Source organism: Streptomyces sp. NPDC004647 (genome assembly GCF_040609575.1).
In the GTDB taxonomy this organism is placed as follows: domain Bacteria; phylum Actinomycetota; class Actinomycetes; order Streptomycetales; family Streptomycetaceae; genus Streptomyces.
This window is the reverse complement of the sequence record NZ_JBEXKU010000005.1, coordinates 80,906-105,173: the sequence shown is the minus strand read 5'-3', so window position 1 is coordinate 105,173 and position 24,268 is coordinate 80,906. Positions and strand designations below refer to the sequence as shown.

The 24,268-nt window shown below is 70.2% G+C and carries 18 protein-coding genes and 1 pseudogene; 9 read left to right on the top strand and 10 right to left on the bottom strand.

Annotation, left to right across the window (positions count from 1 at the left end; all coding sequences use genetic code 11):
- Positions 1 to 125: 125 nt before the first annotated feature.
- The gene (locus ABZW18_RS03925; RefSeq protein ID WP_356181656.1) at positions 126 to 1,832 is read right to left on the bottom strand and encodes a M4 family metallopeptidase; all 1,707 of its coding nucleotides are present in this window, start codon (positions 1,830 to 1,832) and stop codon (positions 126 to 128) included.
- A gap of 213 nt (positions 1,833 to 2,045) precedes the next feature.
- Positions 2,046 to 4,259, bottom strand: a complete 2,214-nt coding sequence (locus ABZW18_RS03920; RefSeq protein WP_356181760.1) for a M4 family metallopeptidase — start codon at positions 4,257 to 4,259, stop codon at positions 2,046 to 2,048.
- A 537-nt stretch (positions 4,260 to 4,796) separates the two neighbouring features.
- Here ABZW18_RS03920 and ABZW18_RS03915 point away from each other — a divergent pair.
- Both ABZW18_RS03915 and ABZW18_RS03910 read left to right on the top strand, forming a co-directional pair.
- Positions 4,797 to 5,267, top strand: coding sequence for a CU044_2847 family protein (locus tag ABZW18_RS03915; protein ID WP_356181653.1), 471 nt, complete (start codon positions 4,797 to 4,799; stop codon positions 5,265 to 5,267).
- A gap of 158 nt (positions 5,268 to 5,425) precedes the next feature.
- Positions 5,426 to 5,638 (top strand): hypothetical protein, encoded by a 213-nt coding sequence (locus ABZW18_RS03910; RefSeq protein ID WP_356181650.1) that lies wholly within the window; start codon positions 5,426 to 5,428, stop codon positions 5,636 to 5,638.
- Positions 5,639 to 5,949: 311 nt separating this feature from the next.
- Here ABZW18_RS03910 and ABZW18_RS03905 read toward each other — a convergent pair whose 3' ends face one another.
- The 6 genes and pseudogenes from ABZW18_RS03905 to glgX form a co-directional block, all read right to left on the bottom strand.
- Positions 5,950 to 6,201 (bottom strand): hypothetical protein, encoded by a 252-nt coding sequence (locus ABZW18_RS03905; protein WP_356181647.1) that lies wholly within the window; start codon positions 6,199 to 6,201, stop codon positions 5,950 to 5,952.
- Positions 6,198 to 6,785, bottom strand: a complete 588-nt coding sequence (locus ABZW18_RS03900; protein ID WP_356181758.1) for an HNH endonuclease family protein — start codon at positions 6,783 to 6,785, stop codon at positions 6,198 to 6,200. The genes ABZW18_RS03905 and ABZW18_RS03900 overlap by 4 nt, the downstream gene beginning before the upstream one ends.
- A gap of 422 nt (positions 6,786 to 7,207) precedes the next feature.
- Positions 7,208 to 8,356 carry an alkaline phosphatase PhoX gene (locus tag ABZW18_RS03895; RefSeq protein ID WP_356181644.1) on the bottom strand — a complete coding sequence of 383 codons (1,149 nt, stop codon included), beginning with the start codon at positions 8,354 to 8,356 and terminating at the stop codon, positions 7,208 to 7,210.
- 868 nt (positions 8,357 to 9,224) lie between these two features.
- A complete protein-coding gene (locus ABZW18_RS03890; RefSeq protein ID WP_356181641.1) occupies positions 9,225 to 11,285 on the bottom strand; it encodes an ABC transporter ATP-binding protein in 2,061 nt (686 codons plus the stop codon).
- A 380-nt stretch (positions 11,286 to 11,665) separates the two neighbouring features.
- Positions 11,666 to 13,663: pseudogene (locus ABZW18_RS03885) on the bottom strand (ABC transporter ATP-binding protein); the annotation flags it as partial.
- Positions 13,664 to 13,850: 187 nt separating this feature from the next.
- Positions 13,851 to 16,403: a glycogen debranching protein GlgX gene (gene glgX, locus ABZW18_RS03880; RefSeq protein WP_356181638.1), complete on the bottom strand. Its 2,553-nt coding sequence runs from the start codon at positions 16,401 to 16,403 to the stop codon at positions 13,851 to 13,853.
- A gap of 196 nt (positions 16,404 to 16,599) precedes the next feature.
- On the opposite strand from glgX, the gene ABZW18_RS03875 reads away from it, so the two are divergent.
- The 6 genes from ABZW18_RS03875 to ABZW18_RS03850 all read left to right on the top strand — a co-directional run bounded on the left by ABZW18_RS03875 (position 16,600) and on the right by ABZW18_RS03850 (position 22,817).
- A complete protein-coding gene (locus ABZW18_RS03875; RefSeq protein ID WP_356181636.1) occupies positions 16,600 to 17,832 on the top strand; it encodes an Ig-like domain-containing protein in 1,233 nt (410 codons plus the stop codon).
- Between the two features lie 289 nt (positions 17,833 to 18,121).
- Complete coding sequence (locus ABZW18_RS03870; protein WP_356181633.1) at positions 18,122 to 19,372, top strand: Ig-like domain-containing protein; 1,251 nt, start codon at positions 18,122 to 18,124, stop codon at positions 19,370 to 19,372.
- Between the two features lie 79 nt (positions 19,373 to 19,451).
- On the top strand, positions 19,452 to 20,219 hold the full coding sequence (locus tag ABZW18_RS03865; protein WP_356181631.1) for an enoyl-CoA hydratase-related protein: 768 nt from the start codon (positions 19,452 to 19,454) through the stop codon (positions 20,217 to 20,219).
- Between the two features lie 279 nt (positions 20,220 to 20,498).
- Entirely contained in the window at positions 20,499 to 21,002 is a 504-nt protein-coding gene (locus ABZW18_RS03860; RefSeq protein WP_356181628.1) for an ATP-binding protein, read from the top strand.
- Positions 21,003 to 21,276: 274 nt separating this feature from the next.
- Complete coding sequence (locus ABZW18_RS03855) at positions 21,277 to 22,467, top strand: YncE family protein (RefSeq protein WP_356181625.1); 1,191 nt, start codon at positions 21,277 to 21,279, stop codon at positions 22,465 to 22,467.
- 125 nt (positions 22,468 to 22,592) lie between these two features.
- The gene (locus tag ABZW18_RS03850; RefSeq protein ID WP_356181623.1) at positions 22,593 to 22,817 is read left to right on the top strand and encodes an EF-hand domain-containing protein; all 225 of its coding nucleotides are present in this window, start codon (positions 22,593 to 22,595) and stop codon (positions 22,815 to 22,817) included.
- 64 nt (positions 22,818 to 22,881) lie between these two features.
- On the opposite strand, the gene ABZW18_RS03845 is transcribed toward ABZW18_RS03850, so the two are convergent.
- Complete coding sequence (locus tag ABZW18_RS03845; protein ID WP_356181620.1) at positions 22,882 to 23,202, bottom strand: hypothetical protein; 321 nt, start codon at positions 23,200 to 23,202, stop codon at positions 22,882 to 22,884.
- A 48-nt stretch (positions 23,203 to 23,250) separates the two neighbouring features.
- Positions 23,251 to 23,718: an SRPBCC family protein gene (locus tag ABZW18_RS03840; protein ID WP_356181618.1), complete on the bottom strand. Its 468-nt coding sequence runs from the start codon at positions 23,716 to 23,718 to the stop codon at positions 23,251 to 23,253.
- 58 nt (positions 23,719 to 23,776) lie between these two features.
- On the opposite strand from ABZW18_RS03840, the gene ABZW18_RS03835 reads away from it, so the two are divergent.
- Positions 23,777 to 24,139, top strand: a complete 363-nt coding sequence (locus ABZW18_RS03835) for a cupin domain-containing protein (RefSeq protein WP_356181615.1) — start codon at positions 23,777 to 23,779, stop codon at positions 24,137 to 24,139.
- The last annotated feature ends 129 nt before the right edge of the window (positions 24,140 to 24,268 follow it).

The following is a 24,268-nucleotide window of genomic DNA, read 5'->3' as shown; positions in this document are numbered from 1 at the left end:
GGTGCCCGGGGGCGAGGAAGGACGCCCCCGGGCACCGCCCGGTCTCATGTGTCACTCGGTCACTCGGTCAGGGCGACTCGGTGTCGGTCGCTCGGTCACGGTGACTCGCTCGACCGTTCACTCGCTCACTTGACGTTGACGCCGGCCCAGGCGCTGCCGACGCCCTTGGCCTCGGCGCTGTCGGCCCCGTACAGATCGGTGGCGGCCTTCAGCGTCGCCTCGCGCGCCGCGTGGTAGTCGGTGGTCGAGGTCATGTAGGTGGTCAGGGCCTTGAACCAGATCTTCTCGGCCTTGTCCCGGCCGATGCCCTCGACCTTGGAGCCGTCGGCGGTCGGGCTGTCGTACTTGACGCCGTTGATCTCCTTCGCGCCGCTGCCCTCGGACAGCAGGTAGAAGAAGTGGTTGGCGACACCGGAGGAGTGGTGCACGTCCTCGTTGCCGACGCCCTCGTACCAGTCGTCCTTGGACGAGCCGTCCTTGCTGGGCTTGTCCATGTAGCGCAGCGGGGTGCCGTTGCCATTGATGTCGATCTTCTCGCCGACGTTGTAGTCGCCCTCGTCCTTCGCGTTCTTCGCGTTGAACTCGACGGCCGCGGCGAAGATGTCGGAGGTCGCCTCGTTGAGGCCGCCGGACTCACCGCTGTACTCCAGGCCGGCGGTGGCGGAGGTGACGCCGTGGGTCATCTCGTGGGCCGCGACGTCGATGGAGGTGAGCGGCTTGGCGTTGCCCTCTCCGTCGCCGTACGTCATGCAGAAGCAGCTGTCGTCCCAGAAGGCGTTGACGTAGTTGTTGCCGTAGTGGACGCGGGTCGATGCGCCCTTGCCGTCGCCCTTGATGCCGCTGCGGCCGTGCACGGTCTTGTAGTAGTCCCAGGTGAGGCCCGCGCCGTAGTGGGCGTCGACGGCGGCGGTCTGCGGCTCGTCGGGCTTGCCGTTGCCCCAGGTGTCGTCGGCGTCGGTGACCAGCTTGCCCTCGCCCGACTGGCCGTGGCCGAGGTCGCTGGTGGTGTGGCCGCCGCGGTCGGCGTCGGTGAGCGAGAACTCCGAGCCGGACTTGGAGGTGCCCAGTTCGACCTTGCCGCTGTACTGGCTCTCGCCGGAGCCGGTGTGAACGGCCTGGTACGAGTACAGCTTCTTGCCGGTCTGGGCGTCGGTGACGACGTGCAGCTCGCTGGGCGTGCCGTCCTTCTGGACGCCGCCGGTGACGGTCTCCCAGGCGAGGACGGGCTTGCCGGAGGCCGCCCAGATCACCTTGCGGGGCTCGGCGCCCTTGGCCGCCTTGGAGCCCTCGGCCGCCTTGGCGGACTCGACCGCGCTCTTCTCCGCGGCAGCGGGGGAGACGGCGGCCTTGGTGCCGGCGACCCGGATCTCGGCCTTCGTGGCCTTGGTGACGCCCTCGGCCTTGCCGCTCTTCGTCTCGTGGACGACGAGGTCGCCGCCGAGGACGGGAAGGCCGTCGTAGGTGCGTTCGTAACGGGTGTGGGTGGCGCCGTCGGCGTCCTTCACGACGTCGCGGACGACCAGCTTCTCCTGCGAGCCGAGGCCGAGCGACTTCGCTGTCGCGGCCTTGGTGGCGTTGGCGTCACGCAGCAGTTCGGCGCGCTGCGAGGCGGAGAAGTCGGCGGGCCGGGCCTTCGATTCGGCGCGGGCCGGTGCGGCGTCGGCCGAGCCGTTGGCGACACCCGCGGCGAGCAGACCGCCTGCCGCGAATGCGGCGGCTGCGAGTCTGGCGCGGGACTTACGGGATATGTGGGCAGAGCTCACTCGAACTCCTCCTGAAGTGTGGGGGGTAGGAGGTGCTGGTGTTGATGTGGTGCTTGGGCAGAGTGCCATTGGGACCGCATGGATGTCATGGGTCTGACAACACATTGGCGGGAAATGGTCCGTTACCCAAAGATCAGGGTTCGGAATACGAACGAGGCCGGCGCACGTGGACCGTGCGCATAGCGACGAGAGCGATACACGTGGAAACGAACGAGGGCGGCGTCCGGGGGAATTGATGCTCCCCGGACGCCGCCCGATCGTGGGGTTTTCCTCAACTACCCGTCAGAAGGACAGCTTCCAGCTGTTGATGTAGCCGGTGTCCCGGGCGTAGACGTCCTGGACGCGAAGCTTCCAGGACCCGCCGGCCACCTCCGAGGAGGCGTTGACGGTGTAGGTCGCCTTGACGTTGTCCGCAGAGTCGAACGCGCTCGATCCCTTCAGCCGGTAAGCGGTGCCGTCCGGGGCGACCAGGTCGATCACCAGGTCACCGCGGTAGGTGTGGACGATGTCCACGTCGACCTTGAGGGCGCTGGGCGCGCTGCCGGTGCGGCTGACGCTGATCGGCGAGTTCACCGCGGACCCCGCGTCCGGGATCGCGACGTCGTCCGTGTTCTCGAAGACACTGCCGCCACCGCTGGTGCTCACCGTCCAGGTGAAGGCGGCGGTGCCGGTCTTGTTGGCCGAGTCGGTGACCGTGACCGTCACATTGCTGGTCCCCGCGGTGGTCGGGGTACCGGAGATGAGGCCGGTCGAGGAGTTGATGGACAGGCCGGCCGGGAGGCCGGTCGCCGAGTAGCGCAGCGCGCCCGAGGCGCTGCTGGTCGCCTTGACCTGCAGGCCGGCGGGCTGGCCCACGGTGCTGCTCTGGTTGCCGGGGTTGGTGACGGAGACGCCCTCGGAGACCCGGGTGCCGACGTTCACCGCCGCCCAGGTGTTGGCGACCGTGTTGTACGTCGCGCTGCCCTGGCCGAACAGGTCCGCGGCGGCCTGCAGGGTGGCCGTACGGGCTCCCGCGTAATTGGTGTTGGCGCTCATGCGCTCGGTCAGCGCCTTGAACCACACCTTCTCGGCGTTGGCCCTCCCGATTCCGGGAACCGGCTGGTTGTCGTACGTCGGGCTGTCATAGGAGACGCCGTTGACGACCTTCTGGCCGCTGCCCTCGGAAAGCAGATAGAAGAAGTGGTTGGCGACGCCCGAGGAGTAGTGGACGTCGACATTCCCGATACCGGAGTACCAGTTGTCCTTGGACAAGCCGTCCTTGCTGGGCTTGTCCATATAGCGCAGCGGGGTGCCGTTGCCATTGATGTCGATCTTTTCGCCGACGTTGTAGTCGCCGACGTCCTTGGGGTTGTTCGCGTTGAACTCGACGGCCGCGGCGAAGATGTCGGAGGTCGCCTCGTTGAGGCCGCCGGACTCACCGCTGTAGACGAGCTTGGCCGTGGCCGCGGTCACGCCGTGGGTCATCTCGTGGGCCGCGACGTCGATGGACGTGAGCGGCTTGGCGTTGCCCGAGCCGTCGCCGTACGTCATGCAGAAGCAGGAGTCCTGCCAGAAGGCGTTGACGTAGTTGTTGCCGTAGTGGACGCGGGAGTACGCACCGACGCCGTCGCCGCGGATGCCGCTGCGGCCGTGCACGTTCTTGTAGTAGTCCCACGTCAGCGCGGCGCCGTAGTGGGCGTCGACGCCCGCGGTCTGGGCGGTGGACGGATTGCCGTCGCCCCAGACGTCGTCGGGGTCGGAGAAGAGCGTTCCGGTGCCCGACGAGCCGTGGTTGAGGTTGTACGTCTTGTGGCTGCCGCGGGTGGTGTCGGTCATCGTGTACGAGGGTGCGGTGCCGATGGTCACCTGGCCGCTGTACTGGCTGTTGCCGGTGCCCTCGTTGACCGCCTGGTACTCGTGCAGCGTCTTCCCGGTCCGCGCGTCGGTGACGACGTGCAGCTCGTTCGGGGTGCCGTCGTGCTGCAGTCCGCCGACGACCGTCTCCCAGGCGAGCAGCGGCTTGCCGTCGGCGACCCAGACCACCTTGCGGGGCGCCCGGGAGGCCTCGGTCCGCTTCGAGCCCTCCGCCTTCGCCGACGTGACGGCCTGCTGCTCGGCGGCCCCGGCGGTGACGGCGGCGCTGGTGTCCCGTACCGCTATACGGGACTTGACGGCCTTGGTGACGCCCTCGACCTTTCCCGCCCCCGTCTCGTGGACGATGAGGTCGCCGCCGAGAACGGGGAGTCCGGCATAGGTGCGCTCGTAGCGGGTGTGGGTCGTGCCGTCGGCGTTCTTGACGACATCGCGGACGACCAGTTCTTCCTTGGCGCCGAGGCCGAGGGACCTGGCGGTCTCCGCCTTCGTCGCGTTGGCATCGCGTATCAGCTCGGCCCGCTGGGCGGGGGAGAGCTTGGCGGGCAGCGCGCCGGGGTCGGGTTGCGCGTAGGCCTTGGCGGCCTGGGCGGTACCGTCCGGCCGCGCGCTGGCGGGTCCTGTCTGGACACCGACGGCGACCAGCGCCGTGACGGCGACCAGCGCGCCGGTCGTGACGGCACGCCGCCGTCCGGCAGGAGAAGCCCCGGCCGCTGCGCGACGGGGGGCCTGGGGGGTGCGTCTCACGCGGACTCCTTCTGCTGCGGTCACGCCGGGTCGCGTGGCCAGGGGGACCGGAAGGCAGGGGTATGCCGCCGGGCAGAACACAGCAGTTCGCAGAACAGGTGGAACCTGGCAGAACAGGTGGTACCTGGGGGGAGACGTGCCGAGGTGCGGACCGGGACGCAGCGCTGAGGCTGTGGGGGGCGCTGTTGGGCGGTCGAGGGAAGAGTGACATCAGGCTGCGTGGATGTCAGGAGCGCGTCAACAAGTTGGCCGGAAAACGTCCGTTGGCCAAAGAGCCGTGCCCGGATAGCGAACGGGCCTGCCGTCCCGGGGCCCGCGGTGCGGCGGCTGCGCCCCGGGTCTCAGCCTCTCGCGGGTAGCCGGGTGCCATGCTGGGCACTATCCCGAAATCCCTTGTGGGGAAGGGTGTTGACCATGGGTGGAGGGGCGGACGGCGTGACGCAGATCGTACGGTTCGAGTTGGACGGCGGCGGTTCGGTGTTCGTGGAGGTGCCGGACGACGGACCGACGGCCGAACCGGGCGGATGGGGCCGGTCGGGCGGGCCGGTCGGGCAGGACGGTCGGGGCGGAGAGGCCGGAGAGGGCGGACCGGACGGCCGGGGCGGCAGGGGCGGCCGGGTCGTGGACACCGGGCGTTCCGGGCAGGCCGTACAGACCGCGTCCGAGACGCTGCAGACGGCGCTGGTGCGGATGCGCCCCGCGATCGAGGCCGTGGTCGGGCAGGTGCGGGGGTTGGCCGCGCCGCCTGACCGGGTGAGCGTCCAGTTCGGAATCAAGATCACGGCGGAGGCGGGGGCGGTCATCGCCAAGGCCGCCACCGAGGCGAACTTCACCGTGTCGGCGGAGTGGGCCCGGGACAGTACGCCGAGGCCTCCGGCGCCCCGCCTCGCGTCCGAGGGGTCGTAAGGGCTGCGGCCAGGACTGGTCGGCCACTGAGTTCTTCGTGAGTGGGTTCCAGCCGCGGCGGCGCTCGTACGTGCGGGGGCGGGGGTTGTGCCGCGTCTTCCGGGCCCCCGCTGTTCACCGAACTGCAGCGGACCCCCGGCTTCCTGCTCATCCGCGAAATGGACGCCCCCCGTGTCGACACCACGGTGGCGCAGGCCCGGCGCACCGACCCCGGCCCCGCACTGCTCGTCCGTCCCGACGGCTACATCGCCTGGGCAGGTTCCACCATCCCCACCAGCGGTCCGGACGACTGGCAGACGGCGTGGCGAGCCTGGACCGTCGGTCGGCCCAGTGGGGAAAGCCGCGAGCATCCGGCAACTGACCATCACTGAACGTCACTGATGCTCGTGATCGCCCGGCTTTTGCTCGGATGATGCTCGTGATCACGCGGAACTGCTCACGAAACCGTGGATCGACCGCCCACCGAACCCGAATTCCGGAGTTTCCGCCGGCCGGCACCGGCACCGACGGACGGGGCTGCCTCGTCTCCCGGGTGGATTGTCCATCGAGACCGCTCCCGCATCCGCGTGGCGACCCGCGCCAGCCGTCACCGACAGCTGCGGCTGGGGTCGCATGGACGTGCTGACACCCACGCCTGGCTGATCAGTGTGGACCAGCCGGGCGTGGGTGTTGGTGGTGTTGCTCAGCTGCCTGGGTAATGGAGCACGTTCACCAGCAACTGGTGCACGGCGTGGTGATCGCGCATGTCGATTAGCTGGGCCTGACCACCGCGGACGGTGTACCACTCCAGCGCGCCGGCGTAGCGAACACGGGCGATGAGCAATCCCTTGTCGGTGCAGACCGTGTGCAGTTCCAGCTCGCCGGTGATCGTGCCGACCTCGTCGGTCCACACTCCATCAGGAGGAGCGGTGAAGGCGGACTCGAGTTCGGTCACGACGAGCAGGTGTTGAGCATGCTCTGCAGCGCGGTCTTCTCGCTGGACTGGAGGGTCAGGCCCCAGTGGTACTTGGACCGTATCCACATCTTGGAGTAGGTGCAGTAGTAGGAGGACAGCGGCGGCTTCCAGGCAGCCGGGTCCTTGTCGCCCTTGGAGGAGTTGACGTTGTCGGTCACCGCGATGAGCTGGGGGTAGGCGAGGTCGTTGGCGAAGTCCTCACGCTTGCTGGTCGTCCACGAGCCGGCCCCGGAGCGCCAGGCTTCGGCCAGCGGGACCACGTGGTCGATGTCGATGTCGGACGCGGCGTATTCGGTGATGCCGTCGTACGGGCTGTGCCAGCTGCCCGAGTCCGGGTAGCAGTCGCTGCCGACGACCACGTTTGTGCCGTCGCGCTTGAGCACCGTCTCGCGGGTGTTGCAGGTTCCGGAGATGGTGATCCAGTGCGGGAACAAGTCCCGCGAATAGCCGGTCATGCTGCCTTCGGCCGCAACCGTCAGTGCGTTGAGCTCGGACTGTGCGGTGGTTTTGCTGGGAATGTTGGGCGGGGTCGCGTGAGCCGGGGTTGTCGCCGTCGTTGACAGTGCGACGGCGGCCAGTGTCGCAGCGGTCAGGCCGAACCAGCGGCTCCGGGACAGGGCACGGGAACGAGACACAATTCCTCCTGGGAACAGGGCAGGGTTCACTGAGGACTCCTGGAAATGACGGGGATTCGGGGCGGGGAGCGTCAGCCGGGGACGAGAGTCCGGAGTCGGGGTGGGGGCTCGCTTCTCGCCGACTCTCGGCAGAGCGGCGAGCCCGGAGATATGGGTGGTGGGGTCAGCGCAGGTGAGCGGGACCCTGGAGGCTTGTGGTCGCCCACGGCGGCGACGAACCCGGCGTTGGCGTGCCCCGCCAGTGTTGGAGGTGCGCTCGCCGTGCTGAGTGTGGGTGGGGCGGCGCGGGCTGCGGTGGAGTATGGACAGCCCGCGCCGCCCCGGTCATTGATCGATGCGGACGGTGTTGGTCACAGGGAGGTGCGGAACGGGCCGGTGACCTCGTAGGTGATGCCGCCGCTGCTGGACCCGGAGGTGCCGCGCTGGGAGGAGAAGTACAGCCGGTTTCCTGCGGGGTTGAACGCCGGCCCGCAGATCTCCGACGAGCTTTGGCCGGTCACCCGCAGGAACGGGGCGACGATGTCGTCGGGGGTGATGATGCAGATCTCCATGTTGCCGCCGTCCTCCGCCACGTACAGGTCGCCGACGGCGGCGGAGATGACGTTGTCCACACCGGTCAGCGGGGCGCCGGAGACGTTGTCGTCGTACACCACGGCCAGGGTGTTGGCGGCCGCGTTGTAGGCCCAGACCCGGTTGTCGCCCTTGGTGGTGAAGTAGCAGATGTCGGACCGGTAGTAGCAGCCCTCCCCGCCGTTGAACACCTTCGCCCCGGACACCTGGTAGCGGGTCGCGGTGGGGCTGCCGTCCGGGTCGGGCACGTTCGCCCAGGACAGTACGCCGGAGACCTCCTTGAGCACCTGCAAGGTGCCCGACGACAGGGCGCCCCAGGTGGTGGGCACGAACCGGTAAAGGCGCCCGTCCGACTTGTCCTCGGTCAGGTAGATGACCTTGCGGACCGGGTCGGCGGCGGCGGCCTCGTGGTTGAACCGGCCCATCGCCGCCCGCTGGACCGCGGGGTTCACGCCCCACGGGTCGGTCTCGTAGACGTAGCCGGTGTCGACCTCCTCGCAGGACAGCCAGGTGTTCCACGGGGTCGAGCCGCCGGCGCAGTTGCGGTTGGTGCCGGACAAGATGGTGTATGCCCCGGTGATGGCGGCGCTGCTGTTGAACTTCACCGCGCTGACCCCGCCACCACCGCTGCCGACCTCGGCGTTGGAGACGTAGATCCAGCCGGTTCCGTCGGCGAAGCATTCGCCGCCGTCCGGGGCCTTGTGCCAGGTGTGGTTGGTGCCGGCCACCTTTTGAGTCGAGCGGGCGATCACCCGGCTGGTGAAGCCTGCCGGCAGCATGATGCCGTTGGCGTCGGCCGACTGCAGGGACCCGTACGGGCTGGGGCCGGGCAGGGCGGGATAGGCGGCGGCCTGCCGCCACAGCGAACCGGAGAAGGCCGCTGCGCCGGCGCCGACGGCGGCGGCACGAAGAAGAGTACGACGATCCACATCTACTCCTTCATCCAAGGAAGAGCGAGCGAGCGATCCGTGCTACGTGCCAACTGGTCACCGGGAAGAGAGAGTAGGACCGCCGCAGCTGGCCGATAAGGCTCCCCAAAGCGAACTGTTTCCGGCCAACCGGTGAGTAGATTCCACGCAGAAACGATCAGGTACGGCACAAGTGAACGAGAGCGGAACTTCCTCACACCATGTGGTGGACGCCCGATCGGCCCCTTCGGCCCTTCCCAGCGCAGCCTGTCAACTGGCCGGGATCGTACGTCGTTTGAGAGTTCGAAGTCGGCGCGGCCGTAGGTCTGGCGTTCGAGCATCTTGATCCGGCCGGACCAGCGCCTCCCGCGATCTTGGGATCGCTCAGCCGGTCCATCGGCCTCACGTCGACCACCCGCACCGCCCCGACCACATCACCAGCAGAAAATCCGGGACATGGCTCCGTGCCCGGTCAACCGACCGGGGCCACCAGCCGACACAGCCGGGCAAAGATCCTCGCACCGCCGGGTCGAAGCCGGCCGGCAGCAGACGGGCCGGCTCCAGACGGTCTCGTAGACCACATGCCCGCCCGTGGCCGCTGACGCGTAATAGCACCCGAGTCGTGGGCCCTGCCCGTCTACCGACCGGACCCGCCGCCACGGCGCCGACTCGGCGACATCCGCCAAGCGCAGCTGGGCGAAGGGCACTGCGCGTACCGACTCGCCGTCGTACCGGATCGACCGCCGTAGGTGCCTTGCGTACCCGCCCTGAAGGATCACAAGAGATCGGGCTGGTCGGTCCGAGTCATTGCGCACTGAAGCCCGGATTTGCGCATTCACTGCGCATCGAGCGTCGACATTGCGCATCGAGTCGCGGCTCCTACAATGCCCTAGCGCCGGACCAGGCTGTCCTGCCAGGCGTCGTGGAGGGCGGCGAACGCCCCTTTGTTCTTGATGAGTTCGTCCGGGGTGCCGTCCTCGACGATCCGGCCGTCCGACATCACGAGCACCCGGTCGGCGACCTCGACCGTCGACAGCCGGTGCGCGATGACCACCGCGGTACGGCCGCGCAGCACGGTGTGCATCGCACGCTGCACGGCCCGTTCCCCGGGGATGTCCAGCGAGGACGTCGCCTCGTCGAGGATCAGCACGCCCGGGTCGGCGAGCAGCGCGCGGGCGAACGCCACCAGCTGCCGCTGGCCCGCCGAGATTCTGCCGCCCCGCTTGCGTACGTCCGTGTCGTAGCCGTCCGGCAGGGCGGCGATGAAGTCGTGGGCGCCGATCGCCTTGGCCGCGCGTTCGACCTCCTCCCGGCCCGCGTCGGGACGGCCGATCGCGATGTTCTCGGCCACCGTGCCGGAGAAGAGGAAGGCCTCCTGGGTCACCATCACCACACCGCGGCGCAGCTCCGGCGCCGCGAGATCGCGCAGATCCACCCCGTCGAGCAGGACACGGCCCTCGGTCGGGTCGTAGAAGCGTGCGAGCAGCTTTCCGAGGGTGGACTTGCCCGCGCCCGTCGAGCCGACGACGGCCACAGTGCGGCCCGCGTCGAGCGTGAGGTCGAAACGGGGGAGCACCTCGCCGCCCGTGCGGTAGGCGAAGCGCACGTCCTCGAAGACGACCGGCCGGCCCGGCCGACCCGGCCGGGGCTCGGGGAGGGGCTGCGGATCGGCCGGTTCTGGCACGGAGGGCCGCTGGGCGAGCAGACCCGCGACCTTCTCGAGCGAGGCGGCGGCCGACTGGTAGGAGTTGAGGAACATCCCGAGCCGGTCGATCGGGTCGTACAGCCTCCGCAGATACAGCACGGACGCGGCGAGCACGCCCAGTGCGAGGCCGCCGGACGCCACCCGGTACGCGCCCCAGAGCACGATGGCCGCCAACGCCGCGTTGGCGACGAGCCGGGACGAGACCACATAGCGCGCCATCTCCAGGATCGCGTCGCCGTTCACCCGCTCGTGCCGGTGGTTGAGCTGCCGGAACTCGGTGTCGTTGACCTGCTCGCGCCGGAACGCCTGCACCGGACGGATGCCGTTCATCGTCTCCGCGAACTTCACGATGACGGCGGCGATCGCGGTGGACCGCTTGCTGTAGACGGCCATCGACCGCCGCCGGAAGGACCGTACGAGCAGATACAGCGGTCCGAAGGAGAGCACGGCGGCGGCTCCCAGACTCCAGTCGAGATAGAGCAGCAGGGCAGAGATGTAGACGATGGACAGGCCGACGCCGAGCAGTTCCTCCAGCCCCTCGTTCAGCAGTTCGCGCAGCGCCTCGACGTCGGTGGTGGCCCGGGAGATGAGCCGCCCGGAGGTGTAGCGCTCATGGAAGTCCACGCTGAGGGCCTGGGCATGGCGGAAGATCCGGCTCCGGAGGTCGAGCAGCACGTCCTGGCTGATGCGCGCGGAGGCGCGTACGAAGGTGTACTGCAGCACGCCGGAGGCGAGCGAGCAGAGGAGGTACGCCGCGGCGACCGCGGTCAGCGGCCCGTGGTCGTCCGCGCGGATCGCCGGGACAGCCCGGTCGATGGCGAACGCGACCAGCAGCGGACCCGCCTGCACGGTTGCCTGCTGCATCAGCAGAAGGAGCACGGCGGGCCAGACCCGTCCGCGGTGGGGCCGCAACAGGGACAACAGCAAGGCGCGGGAAGCACCTTTGGGGGCGGGCAGCACGTCCCGGTCGAACGGGTCGCCCGTCGCCGGGGCGTCCCGGCAAGGCCGGGGCCCGCCCGCTGTTGGTTCGTCCGCTGCCGGCCCGTCCGCTGCCGGCCCGTCCGCTGCAGGTTCGTCCGTGTCGGCGGGTCTGCCCGCGGTACGGGTCGTGCGCGGGCCGGCGGGAGCGTCGGCCCCGGGGGTGGGGTCGGCGGAGAGTTCGGGGCCGCTGCGGTCGCCGCCTCCGCTTCGGCCGTCGCTGCCGTCGCCGTCGGGTGCCGGGTGACCGGAGACCGTGGTGGTCATCGCGGAGAACCCCCTTCTCCCGGGGATCGGTCGAGTCCCGTACCGCCGCCCGAAGACAAGTCGCCGCCGGTACCGCTTCCGCGGCTCCGGTCGAGTCCGGTGCCGTGCTGCGGGCTGCCGTACCCCGAGTCGGCGGTGCCGAGCGGTCCGTCCGAGAAGTCCGGGGCCGGGTCGTCCCGGGATGTCGTGCAGCTCGGTGCGGCCTCGTCCGATACGGGGCCCGGGCCCGCGGAGCGGCGGGGGACGACGGCCTCCGGCCCTGACTCCTGCTGAGGTTCCGCCTCAGATTCCGCCTCCGGTACCGGCTCCGGCCCCGGCCCCGGTTCCAGATCCGGCTGCTGGTCATCCGCGGCGGGTGCGCCGTCCGGGTCGTCAGGGACGCCCGACATGAGTGTCCGGTACTCCGGGCTGGTGCGCAGCAGTTCGCGGTGGGTGCCGACCGCGGCGATCCGCCCGGCGGACAGCAGCGCCACCCGGTCGGCGAGCAGCACTGTGGACGGGCGGTGGGCGACGACGAGCGCGGTGGTGGCCGCCAGCACCTGCCGCAAGGCGGCTTCCACCAGTGCCTCGGTGTGGACGTCCAGCGCGGACAGCGGGTCGTCGAGTACGAGGAAGCGCGGGCGCCCGACCACCGCGCGGGCCAGCGCCAACCGCTGCCGCTGGCCGCCGGAGAGGCTCAGGCCCTGCTCGCCCACCTGGGTGCGGGTGCCCTGCGGCAGGTCGTGCACGAAGTCGGCCTGCGCGACCTCCAGGGCCCTGAGGAGTTCCTCTTCCCCGGCCCCCTCCGTGCCCATCGACACGTTCTCCGCGGCGGTCGCGGAGAAGAGCGTCGGCTCTTCGAAGGCGACGGCGACCAGCTCGCGCAGGCGGGTACGGGGCATGGTGGTGATGTCCGCGCCGTCGAGTGTGATCCGGCCGCCGGTCAGTTCCTGGAGCCGGGGAACGAGTGCGGTGAGGGTCGTCTTTCCGGATCCGGTGGCCCCGACCAGCGCCATGGTCTCGCCATGCCCGATGTGCAGATCCACGCCGCGGAGGGTGGGTGGTGCGTCGGGGGGAGCGTCCGGGTAGCGGAACTCGACGCCTTCGAACCGCAGTCCGCCTTCCGGGCGGTAGGGGGCCGGCTCATCCGTCCTTTCCTCGGCTCCGCCGAGAGCCCCGGGATCCTTCCGTAAGCCGACGGCGTTGCCATCCGACGCGGACGCGGACGCTGACGCTGACGCTGACGCTGACGCCGATGCCGACGCGGACGCCGACGCCGGCCCCGTGCCCGGCCCGGTCCCCGAGGCACCCACCCCGGCGCCGGCCCGCCCGACGGAACTGCCGGCCCCGGCCATGGGCCGGTCGTCGAAGGCCGATGTGTGAGCATCGGCCGCTTCCCGCTCGTCCATGACCTCGAAGTAGCGTTCCGTGGCGGTCGCCGACTCCTGGCTCATCGCGAGCAGGAAGCCGACCGACTCCACCGGCCAGCGCAGCGCGAGCGCCGTCGACAGGAACGCCACCAGCGTCCCGGCCGACAGCTCGCCGTCGGCCACCCGGACGGTCCCCAGCACCAGCGCCGCGCCGATCGCGATCTCCGGCAGGGTGAGGATGAGTGCCCACAGCCCGGCGAGCAGCCGTGCCTTGTACAGTTCCGTCCCGCGCAGCCGGAGGGACAGCGACCGGAAGGCCCGTGCCTGGCTGCGGTGGCGGCCGAAGCCCTTGATGATGCGGATGCCGAGTACGCCCTCCTCGACGACCGTCGTCAGATCGCCGACCTGGTCCTGAGCGGTACGGGCCGCGACCGAGTAGCGCGCCTCGAACCAGGAGCACAGGATCAGCAACGGCACGACGGGGGCGAGGAGCACCAGCCCGAGCGTCCACTCCTGGCCGAGTAGGATCGCGAAACCCACCAGGATGGTCGTGCCGTTGACCAGCAGAAAGGTCATGGGAAAGGCCAGGAACATCCGCAGCAGCATGAGATCCGTGGTCGCCCGGGACAGCAGCTGTCCCGACGCCCAGCGGTCGTGGAAGGCGACCGGCAGCCGCTGCAGATGACGGTAGAGGTCGGCGCGCATCGACGCCTCGACCGAGGCGAGGGGCCGCGCCACCAGCCAGCGGCGCAGCCCGAACAGCCCGGCCTCCCCTATCCCGAGGAGCAGCAGATACGCGCCTCCGAGCCACACCCCGCCCGGATCCCGCCCGGCCACCGGCCCGTCCACGATCCACTTCAGGACGAGCGGGATGACCAGCCCCAGGCAGGACGCGACGACCGCGACGAGAGCCGCCGTGAACAGCCGCACCCGCACGGGCCGTACGTACGGCCAGAGCCGCAGCAGCGACCGTACGGTGGAACGTTGTCGGGGGGCGTCGGACGTCGGCTCGGTGCACATGGCAGTCATCACGAGCGAGACTACGGTTCGCGACTGACAGTGCTCACCTGTTTTCTCCTGCGAGTGTCCGACCCCGCGAACCCGCCCGCGGCAGGCCCGCCCGCGGCAGGCCCGCCCGCGGCAGGCCCGCCCGCGGCAGGCCCGACGGGCGGTCGGTGACCGCTGCCCGCCGCGCCGCCCGCGCCGCTTCCCCGGATCACCGCCCGGCCGCCCCGCCCGCCTCGCCCGTCCCGGAAGTGCCCGAAGCACCCGAAGCGCCGGAAGCCCCGGCCGCCCCTGATGTGGTGGCTCGCAGCAGGAACAACGACCGTTCGGGCAGCGGAAGCTGAGCACCCGCCGGATACCGGGCACCGGGCGGCCCGGACTGGTCCTCGCGCGAGGTGTCGACCACCACTTCGTACTCCGTGCCCCACGGCGGCCCCGGCAGGGTGAAGCGCCCCGGCTCGGGGTCCGCGTGGAGGACGACGAGGAAGCTCTCGTCGATGACGGGCTCGCCCCGCTCGTCGCGCTGTGGGATGTCGTGGCCCGAGAGGTACATACCCAGGGTCGCCGTCGGGGCGTACCAGTCGTGCTCGGTCATCTCCCGGCCCTCCGCCGTGAACCAGGCCAGGTCGCGCAGCCCGTCCGGCCCCTGCGGCCGGCCCGAGAAGAAGGCGCGGCGGCGCAGCACGGGATGGGCGTGGCGCAGGGTGATCAGCCGGGAGACCAGCTCCGTCAGGGCGCGCCATCCGGGCTCCTCCAGCAGCGACCAGTCCAGCCAGCCGGTCTCGTTGTCCTGGCAGTACGCGTTGTTGTTGCCGCCCTGGGTACGGCCCAGCTCGTCCCCGGCGACCAGCATCGGCACACCGGTGGACAGCAGCAGGGTGGTGAGCAGATTGCGCAGCTGGCGGCGGCGCAGCGCGAGCACCGCGGGGTCGTCCGTCTCGCCCTCGGTGCCGCAGTTCCAGGCCCGGTTGTCGTTGGTGCCGTCGCGGTTCCCCTCGCCGTTGGACTCGTTGTGCTTGTGCTCGTAACTCACCAGGTCGCGCAGCGTGAAGCCGTCGTGCGCCGTCACGAAGTTGACGGAGGCGTAGGGGCGGCGGCCGCCCCAGGCGTACAGGTCGCTGGAGCCGGACAGCCGGTAGCCGAGGTCGCGCACGTCCGGGAGCGCGCCGCGCCAGAAGTCCCGTACGGCGTCGCGGTAGCGGTCGTTCCACTCCGTCCACAGCGGCGGGAACGCCCCGACCTGGTAGCCACCGGAGCCGACGTCCCACGGCTCGGCGATCAGCTTCACCCGGCGCAGCACCGGGTCCTGGGCGATAACGGCGAGAAAGGGGGAGAGCATGTCCACGTCGTGCATGGAGCGGGCGAGAGCGGCGGCCAGGTCGAAGCGGAAGCCGTCGACACCCATCTCCGTCACCCAGTAGCGCAGCGAGTCGGTGATCAGACGCAGGACGCCCGGCTGCACGACGTGGAGGGTGTTGCCGCAGCCGGTGTAGTCGGCGTAGCGGCGGGGGTCCTGCTGGAGCCGGTAGTAGCCGCGATTGTCGATGCCGCGCAGCGAGAGCATCGGTCCCAGCTCCCCGGCCTCCGCTGTGTGGTTGTAGACGACGTCGAGGATGACCTCGATGCCGGCCGCGTGCAGGGCGCGCACCATCCGTTTGAACTCGCCGACCTGCTCGCCGCCGGTGCCGGAGGCGGAGTAGGCGGCGTGCGGGGCGAAGTAGCCGATGGAGTTGTATCCCCAGTAGTTGCGCAGGCCCCGGCGCAGCAGATGGTCCTCGTGCGCGAACTGGTGCACCGGCAGCAGCTCCACGGCCGTCACCCCCAGCCGGGTGAGGTGTTCGAGGGCGGCGGGGTGCGCGAGCCCCGCGTACGTGCCACGCAGCCGCTCCGGGACGCCCGGGTGGCGCATGGTGAAACCGCGCACATGCAGCTCGTAGATGACCGAGTCGGCCCAGGGCGTCTTGGGGCGGCGGTCGTCCGACCAGTCGTCGTCGTCCCATACGACCACGCCCTTGGGTACGTGGGGGGCGGAGTCGCGGTCGTCGCGGACGGTGTCGGCGACATGCTGATGCGGCCAGTCCCGTACGTGCCCGTACACCTCGGGCGGCAGCCCGCCGCCGCGTCCCACGGGGGCACCGCGGTCATCGGCGGCTGAGCCGATGGCCGCCCCCCCGGCCGTATCCCCGGCCGAACCCCCGGCCGAATCCCCGAAATCCCCGTCGACGGCCCGGGCGTACGGGTCGAGCAACAGCTTGGCCGGATTCCAGCGGGCGCCGGTCCACGGGTCCCAGCGGCCGTGGACCCGGAAGCCGTAGCGCTGTCCGGGGCGTACGCCGGGCACGAAGCCGTGCCAGATCTCATGGGTCAGCTCGCCGAGCGCACAGCGTGTCTCGGTGCCGTCCGCGTCGAACAGGCACACCTCGACGGCCTCCGCCCCTGCGGCCCACAGGGCGAAGTTGGTCCCCGCCACCCCATCGGTCCCGACCCGGAACCGGGCACCGAGCGGCTCCGGACTCCCCGGCGCGGCGGGCACCCCGGCGCTGGGCGCCGGTCCGCCGCGAGCGGGGCCGGTCGCTGTCGAAGGCGGTACGGCGGTGGTGCGGCCGGCGTCCGGGCCCGAGGCGGGCGAGGGAGGGCCCGCGGTCCGTGTGGTGACGGCCCCGGCGTGCGGCAGGCCGTTCGCCTCGGACGCCCCCCGCATCCGCCCGTCGCCGTTCCCCTCCGGGCCGCCCGTGACTGCCTCGTGCTCGGGTGCGCTCGACACGTTTTCGCCTCCGGCGGCTCGTGGCTGGGCGGGCGGCGGTCCGCGGGCTGAGCCGTCGCGCAACCACGACCCCGCCCGGGAGGGCGCCCGGCGTCCCTTCCTGACGTCCCCCGGCCCGCCGTCCTCCCACCTGTTCTGCCCGCTCGGGGCCCCGCCCTCACGTTTCCACCACAGGGGGATGATCGTTGGGTTCGGCGTGAGACAGGTAGCGGGGCGCGTAGGGCGCACAGGGGCGGTTCTCGCCGTCGCGGTGGCAGTGGCAGTGGCAGTGGTGGTGGCGTTGACGGCGGTGGCCGGTTGCGGTGGGTCCGGGGCCGGGTTCGGCGGGCCGCCGCATCCGCGCGCGCAGGGGATCAAGGTCGTTCCGCCGGACCGGGCGAATGGCGTACTGCCCGGTGATCCGGTCGAAGTGTCGGTGGCCGAGGGGCGGCTGGAGCGGGTCCGGGTCGTCCGGATCGACGGTGGGCAGGACGAGCCGGTCGCAGGAACCATCAGCCGGGACGGGCGGCGCTGGCTGCCGTCGAGCGGCGGCCGGCTCGAACTGGCGGGCACATACAGCGTGAACGCGGTCGCCGTCGACGGCCGTGGCCACCGAACCGTGCGGCACACCACCTTCACCGCCGACATCCCCGATGACCGGTTCATCGGCTTCTTCCGGCCCGGGCACCACGCCCTGGTCGGCACCGGCATGATCGTCTCGCTCGAGTTCAACCGGCACATCGCCGACCGCGCGGCCGTCGAGCGCGGCATCAGGGTCAGCGCGAGTCCGCCGGTGCGGGTCGCCGGGCACTGGTTCGGCAGCCGGAGGCTCGACTTCCGCCCCCGTACGTACTGGCGGCCGGGCACCGAGGTCTCCATCCGGATGCGGCTGCGCGATGTGGAGGCGTCCCAGGGCATCCACGGCGTCCAGCAGGGCACGGTGCGCTTCACCATCGGCCGCAGCCAGACGAGTACGGTCGACGCCGCCGCCCACACCATGACCGTGCTGCGTGACGGCAGACGGCACGCGACGCTGCCGATCAGCGCTGGAGCGCCGGGCAGTCCCACCTACAACGGGAAGATGGTGGTGATGGAGCGGTACGCGGTGACCAGGATGGACGGGGACACCGTCGGCTTCCGCGACGCGTACGACATCCCGGATGTGCCGCACGCCCTGCGACTGACCACTTCGGGGACCTTCCTGCACGGCAACTACTGGGCCCCGCCCAGTACCTTCGGCATGTCCAACACCAGCCACGGCTGCATCGGGCTGCGCGATGTGCGCGGCGGCCGCAAGCCGACCCCGGCGCGCTGGTTCTATGAGAACTCCCTGGTCGGGGATGTGGTGGAAGTGGTGCGCAGCACCGACCGCATGGTGGATCCGCACAACGGCCTCAGCGGCTGGAACATGTCCTGGGCGAAGTGGCGGGCGGGCTCGGCCCTGAACTGACACCTCGGCCGTGAACCGAACACGTCGACCTGACACCTCGACCTGACACAGAGCCCGGACTCCGTGCCCGACTCCGCGCCCGGACAGCCGGGTCGGCACCCCCTCTCCCCGGCCCCGTTATCTCCCGGATCCGGGTCCGCATCCGTGCCCTGTACTTGGGACTGATCCGTGACATTCACGGGGAGTTCTCTCTTACGTCTGTGTGGTTATCTATCGGCGTGCGCTGGTTCTCGCGCGCGGGGGATGCGGGCCGGGCCGGGTGAGTGGTCCGTGCGAGGGGAGAGTTCACTTGAACGTGGAGCCGATATCGGGGGCGCCGGCCGGACGGCGGGGTCGGCGCAGGGGGCAGGGACTGCTCGCGGTACTGACCGGAGCGCTGTTGTTCGGCGCCACGGCCTGCGGCGGTGGCTCGGGCGCGGGCGGCGGTGGTAAGGACGGCGGCGGCAAGGGCGACGGCGTCGACACCAAGGCGTCGCGGGCGGTCGTCAAGGTCACCCCGAAGGACGGCGCCGACGATGTGGTGACCACCGGAGCGCTCGAGGTCAGGGCGGAAAAGGGCAAGCTGACGTCCGTAGAGGTCAAGGACTCCAAGGGCAACAAGGTCGCCGGGAAGTTCACCGAGGGCGGCGCTTCGTGGAAGCCGACCGGGCATCTCGGCTCCGCCGCCAAGTACACGGTGGACGCGGTCGCCAAGGACTCCGACGGCCGCCGGTCGGCCAAACACACCACCTTCACGACGTTCGTACCGAAGAACACCTTCGTCGGCCACTTCACGCCGGAGGACGGCTCCGAGGTCGGCGCCGGGATGCCGGTGTCGATCAGGTTCAGCCGGGGGATCACCCACCCGGCGGCGGTGGAGAAGGCGATAGAGGTCGAGGCCTCGCCTTCGGTTCCGATCGAGGGCCACTGGTTCGGCAACGACCGGCTGGACTTCCGGCCCGAGAAGTACTGGGCCAAGGGCACCGAGGTGACGCTCCGTCTGAACCTCGACGGCGTCGAGGGCAGGCCCGGCGTGTACGGCGAGCAGGTGAAGAAGGTGAAGTTCACCGTCGGCCGCAGCCAGGTGAGCACCGTCGACGCCAAGAAGAAGACGATGACCGTCAAGCGCGACGGCAAGGTGATCAAGACCATCCCGATCACCGCCGGCGCTCCCGCGACCACCACGTACAACGGTCAGATGGTGATCAGCGAGAAGCACCGGGTGACCCGGATGAACGGTGAGACGGTCGGCTTCGGCGATGATTACGACATCAAGGACGTACCGCACGCGATGCGGCTGAGCGACTCCGGGACCTTCATCCACGGCAACTACTGGGCGGGCAGGCCGACGTTCGGGAGCGTCAACGCCAGCCACGGCTGCATAGGGCTGTTCGACGCACGCGGCGGCGGTGACGGCGGGACTCCGGCCGCGTGGTTCTTCAAGAACTCGCGCATCGGCGATGTGGTCGTCGTGAAGAACTCCAAGGACAAGGAGATCCAGCCGGAGAACGGTCTCAACGGCTGGAACATGGACTGGGACGACTGGAAGGCGCCGCAGTAGGCGGCCGGCCGTCTCGGGGCCCGGTGCTGTGACCAACCGCACCGGGCCCGGCGTCATTAACGGGCGCTAACCTGCGGGCATGACTGTGCATCTTGAGGTCGCCGAGGGCGTCGGCACCATCCGTCTCGACCGCCCGCCGATGAACGCGCTGGACATCGCCACCCAGGACCGGCTTCGCGAGCTCGCCGAGGAGGCGACCAGCCGCGAGGACGTACGCGCCGTGGTCCTGTACGGCGGCGAGAAGGTATTCGCGGCCGGCGCCGACATCAAGGAGATGCAGGCCATGGACCACGCGGCCATGGTGGCCCGGTCCCGCGGTCTGCAGGACTCCTTCACCGCCGTCGCCCGTATCCCCAAGCCCGTCGTCGCCGCGGTCACCGGCTACGCGCTGGGGGGCGGCTGCGAGTTGGCGCTGTGCGCCGACATCCGGATCGCCGCCGACAACGCCAAGCTCGGCCAGCCGGAGATCCTGCTCGGCCTGATCCCGGGAGCGGGCGGCACCCAGCGGCTGTCCCGGCTCGTGGGCCCGTCCAAGGCCAAGGACCTGATCTTCACCGGCCGTCAGGTGAAGGCCGACGAGGCGCTGGCCATCGGTCTGGTGGACCGGGTCGTACCGGCCGCCGAGGTGTACGAGCAGGCGCACGCCTGGGCCGCGAAGCTCGCCCAGGGCCCGGCCATCGCCCTGCGGGCGGCGAAGGAGTCCGTCGACGCCGGGCTCGAGACGGACATCGACACCGGACTGGCGATCGAACGGAACTGGTTCGCGGGACTGTTCGCCACCGAGGACCGGGAAACGGGCATGCGCAGCTTCGTCGAAGAGGGGCCCGGCAAGGCCAAGTTCCTTTGATCCGGACCGAGTTCATCCCCATACGGGGCAGCGGACGCCCTCGTGGGACTCCCCCGTGCGGGCGAATTATCCACACCTTAAGGCGACCTTAAGCAACTCCCCCGCCAGAAACGTTCGGCGATCACCCGTACGCATGGCGTCATCGCTGCTCAGTCGGTCGTGGATGGGGTTCCACTGCCGTGGGCATATGTCGTTGGCGTTGCCGGAGTCATTGATTCCGGCAAATGTAATCCCTTGGTTCCAGCCCGTAACCACGTGAGGGCGGGTCATGATGGGTTCATGGCGGGCCTCGAGGGAGTTGAGCAGCCGCGGCGCCGTACCAGTACGGCCGCTGCGCGACGGGTGCCGACCGTCGAGGAGGAGCAGGCGCTCAAAGCGCTCGAACTGTTCGGCAATCCGACCGTCGAGGAGGTGCAGCTGCCTTCGCGTCCCGAATCCGCCGGTACGGCCCGCCGGCTGACGCAGTCGGTGGTGCTCCGTCAGTGGGCCCTCTCCGCGCAGCTCGCCGAGCACGCCGTGCTGCTGGTCTCCGAGCTGGTCGGCAACGCCGTACGGCACACCGGCGCGCGCACCTTCGGACTGCGGATGCTGCGCCGCCGCGGATGGATCCGGATCGAGGTCCGCGACCCCTCCCGCGGGCTGCCCTGTCTGCTGCCGGTGCATGAGCTCGACACCAGCGGCCGGGGGTTATTCCTGGTCGACAAGCTCTCGGACCGGTGGGGGGTCGACCTGCTGCCGCGGGGCAAGACCACCTGGTTCGAGATGCGGGTCGCCGACCGCTGAGCGGTGGGGACCGCTGAGCCGCGGAGGCCATGGAGTGGAGTCGCGGAGGCCGTGGAGTGGAGTCGCGGAGGCCGTGGAGCTGCGGAGACTGCTGAGCCATAGAGACCGTGGCCCAGCCGTCGTCCGTGTGTCGTGCGCAAGCGGCCGTGATCCGGCTGGACCGAGGCCGTGTCAGAAGGCCTTGTGGCCTTGGATGAACTGCCGGAAAGACACGTAACGGCCCCCGATCGGAGCAATGCCGGTCTTACCGGTCCTCCTGGCCTTGAATGACCGCGTGAGATCCACCACCGCCCGCGCCGGCAAGGCGCTCGCCGCCCTCCTGCTGCTCGCGAGCTCCGGCTGCGCCGCCGCATCCTCCGAGGGCAGCACGGAGGCGTCCGGCACCCACGGCGCCCACTCGCGGCCGCCGAGCGGCGCACCGCGGGCCCTTCCGGCCGGCCTGCCCGGCATGCCGCCGGTGCTCGATCCGAAGGACCTCTACGCCGCGGACCGACCGGGACGGCTGTCCCCGGTCGTGAAGGACTTCCCGTCCCGGGTGTATGTGCCGAACACCAACTCCAACACGGTCTCGGTCATCGACCCGAAGACGTACAAGGTCGTCGAGACCATCGATGTGGGAATCCAGCCGCAGCACGTCGTCCCGTCCTGGGACCTGAAGACGCTCTGGGTCAACAACAACCGCGGCCACACGCTCACCCCCATCGACCCGGCGACGGGCAAGGCCGGCAAACCGGTGAAGGTCCACGACCCGTACAACCTCTACTTCACGCCCAACGGCAGGTACGCGGTCGTCATGGCCTCCCTCGACCGCGAGCTGGTCTTCCGCGATCCGCACACCATGGCCGTGAAGAAGACCGTGCCCGTCGACTGCTACGGCGTGAACCACGCCGACTTCTCGCCCGACGGCCGGTACTTCATCGTCTCGTGCGAGTTCTCCGGTGAACTCCTCAAGGTCGACACCGAGCGGATGAAGGTCATCGGGAAGCAGAAACTCCCCTTCCAGGGCGCCATGCCGCAGGATGTGAAGATCTCGCCCGACGGGAAGACGTGGTACGTCGCCGACATGATGGCGCACGGAACCTGGGTCCTGAACGGCGACAGATTCACCACTCCCAAGCTGATGCCCACCGGCCGGGGTACCCACGGCCTCTACATCAGCCGGGATTCGAAGTCGATGTACATCTCCAACCGCGGCGAGGGCACGATCTCCGTCTTCGACTTCCCCAGCGGCAAGCTGACGAAGAAGTGGAAGCTGCCGCAGGGCGGCAGCCCGGACATGGGCGGGGTCTCGGCCGACGGCAAGGTGCTGTGGCTCTCCGGGCGCTACGACTCCGAGGTGTACGCGATCGACACCCGCACCGGAAAGCAGCTCGCCCGCATCCCGGTCGGCGGCGGCCCGCACGGGCTCGCGGTCTACCCGCAGCCGGGCCGCTACTCCCTCGGCCACACCGGCATCTTCCGCTGACGAAGTCGCTGTCGCCATCGCTGTCGCCATCGCTGTCGCCTTGTCCGCAGCAGCCGCTGAGGCCCCCGCTGACCGAGCCGATAATGTGTGGCTCGTCAGGAAAGCAACATCGAAGGGGTGGAGCAGTGGCGGACATCGAGGCGGCGCGGCGCGCGTTCGAGCGGTACGACCTGAACAAGGACGGGCTGATCTCGGCGACCGAGTACAAGAGCGTGATGGCTCAGCTGGGTGACCCCTTTGTGACCGAAACGGTCGCCCAGGCCGTGATCAACAGCGCCGACGGCGACGGTGACGGTCTGCTCTCCTTCGACGAGTTCTGGGCGACCCAGCAGCACGCGGCACAGCAGTAGGCCGTAGCGGCGAGGCGGGGGCTGTCGCAGGCCGCTGTCGGCGGCCGTCGTCGGCGAGGGGCTCTCAGCGCCGGGGTCTCTGACAGCCGGCCCGGCGCGTGCCGGCCCGCCTTCTGCGGTCGTTGCACAGCAGGCACTTGCCGTAGCCGGGCGGCAGTGGGTCCTCCGGGTCCCCGTACAGCGGGTCCACGGCGCCGCGCGGATGCAGGGAGCACCCCGTGGCGCCGCGCTCGGCGGACAGGGAACCGACGGCGGCGAGCGCCCGCCGCAGGGCGACGACGAGTTCGTCCGCCTGATGACCGGACGGAACGGCCTCCAAACCGACGGCGATGTCGGAGGCGGTGCTGAGCGCGGTCCGGAGTTCGCGCAGGTCTGCGTAACTCATACGGCGGAGCGTAAGCGGCACCACTGACAACGGACGCCCGGATCAGGTTCAGGAAGCGGCGGGGCGCTCCACCGCCGCGGCGATATCCGCGAGGTCCTTCTCCATCGCCTTCACCACGGCCCTGGCGCCGAGCTTGCCGAAGAGCTTGGTGAGCAGTCCGGCGAAGCCGCCGGGTTCGGTGGCCGAGAACGCCATCCGTACGGCGGTGGTGTCCTCCGGCTCCGGGGACAGGGTGAACTCGGAGACGTAGTGAGCTCCCCGTGAGTCGGCCTCGACGACGATGTGCTCGGGCTGCTCGGCCGCAGTCACGTACATCTCCTCAGTAGCCTCCCTCCCGAACATCCGTCGGGTCTCGCGCCACCGGGTGCCCACCGCGAAGGGCCCGGAGGTGAGCACCTCGACCCGTTCCACCCCGCTGAGAACCTGCGGAGCCGACTCCAGATCGGTCAGCGCCTCCCACACCTGCCCGACCGGTGCCGCGATCCGCCGCTCGACCACCACCCGCGTATCACCCATATCACCACCCTGGCACCCTGGTCAGGGCTCCGCTAGTCGGCGGCCCCCGAACGCCGTCATGACCACCCTCGCCTCGTCCACCCAGGGCGATACCGCCGGACTCGCCGTTTGGCGGGTCGAGATGCGGGCGGGCCAGTCCGGACCCGCGCATGCCTTCGACAGCGAGCAGGTGTGGACCGTCCTGGAGGGCGGGGCGACCGTTGAACTCGGCGGGGAGCCGTTCGGGGTCGCCACCGGGGACACGGTCGTGATGCCGGCCGACGTCCGGCGCCGGGTGATCAGCGATGCGCGGACCGGTTTCACCGCGATCGTCGCCACCCGCGCGGGCGCGCGTGCACACGTGGAGGGCGCCGCCGGGCAGGGAGCCCCCGCATGCGCGGTTGCGGATGGCGACAGGCTCCTCCCGGCCTGGGTTGCCTGAGGGTCGCTGTCCGATCCGGCCGGTCGCACGGGCGTCGGTTGTACGGCCGCCGGTCGCACGGGCGTCGGTTGTACGGCTGCCGCCTGTACGACCGCCCGTACGGTCCGGGAAGCAGGAGCCGTCAGATCT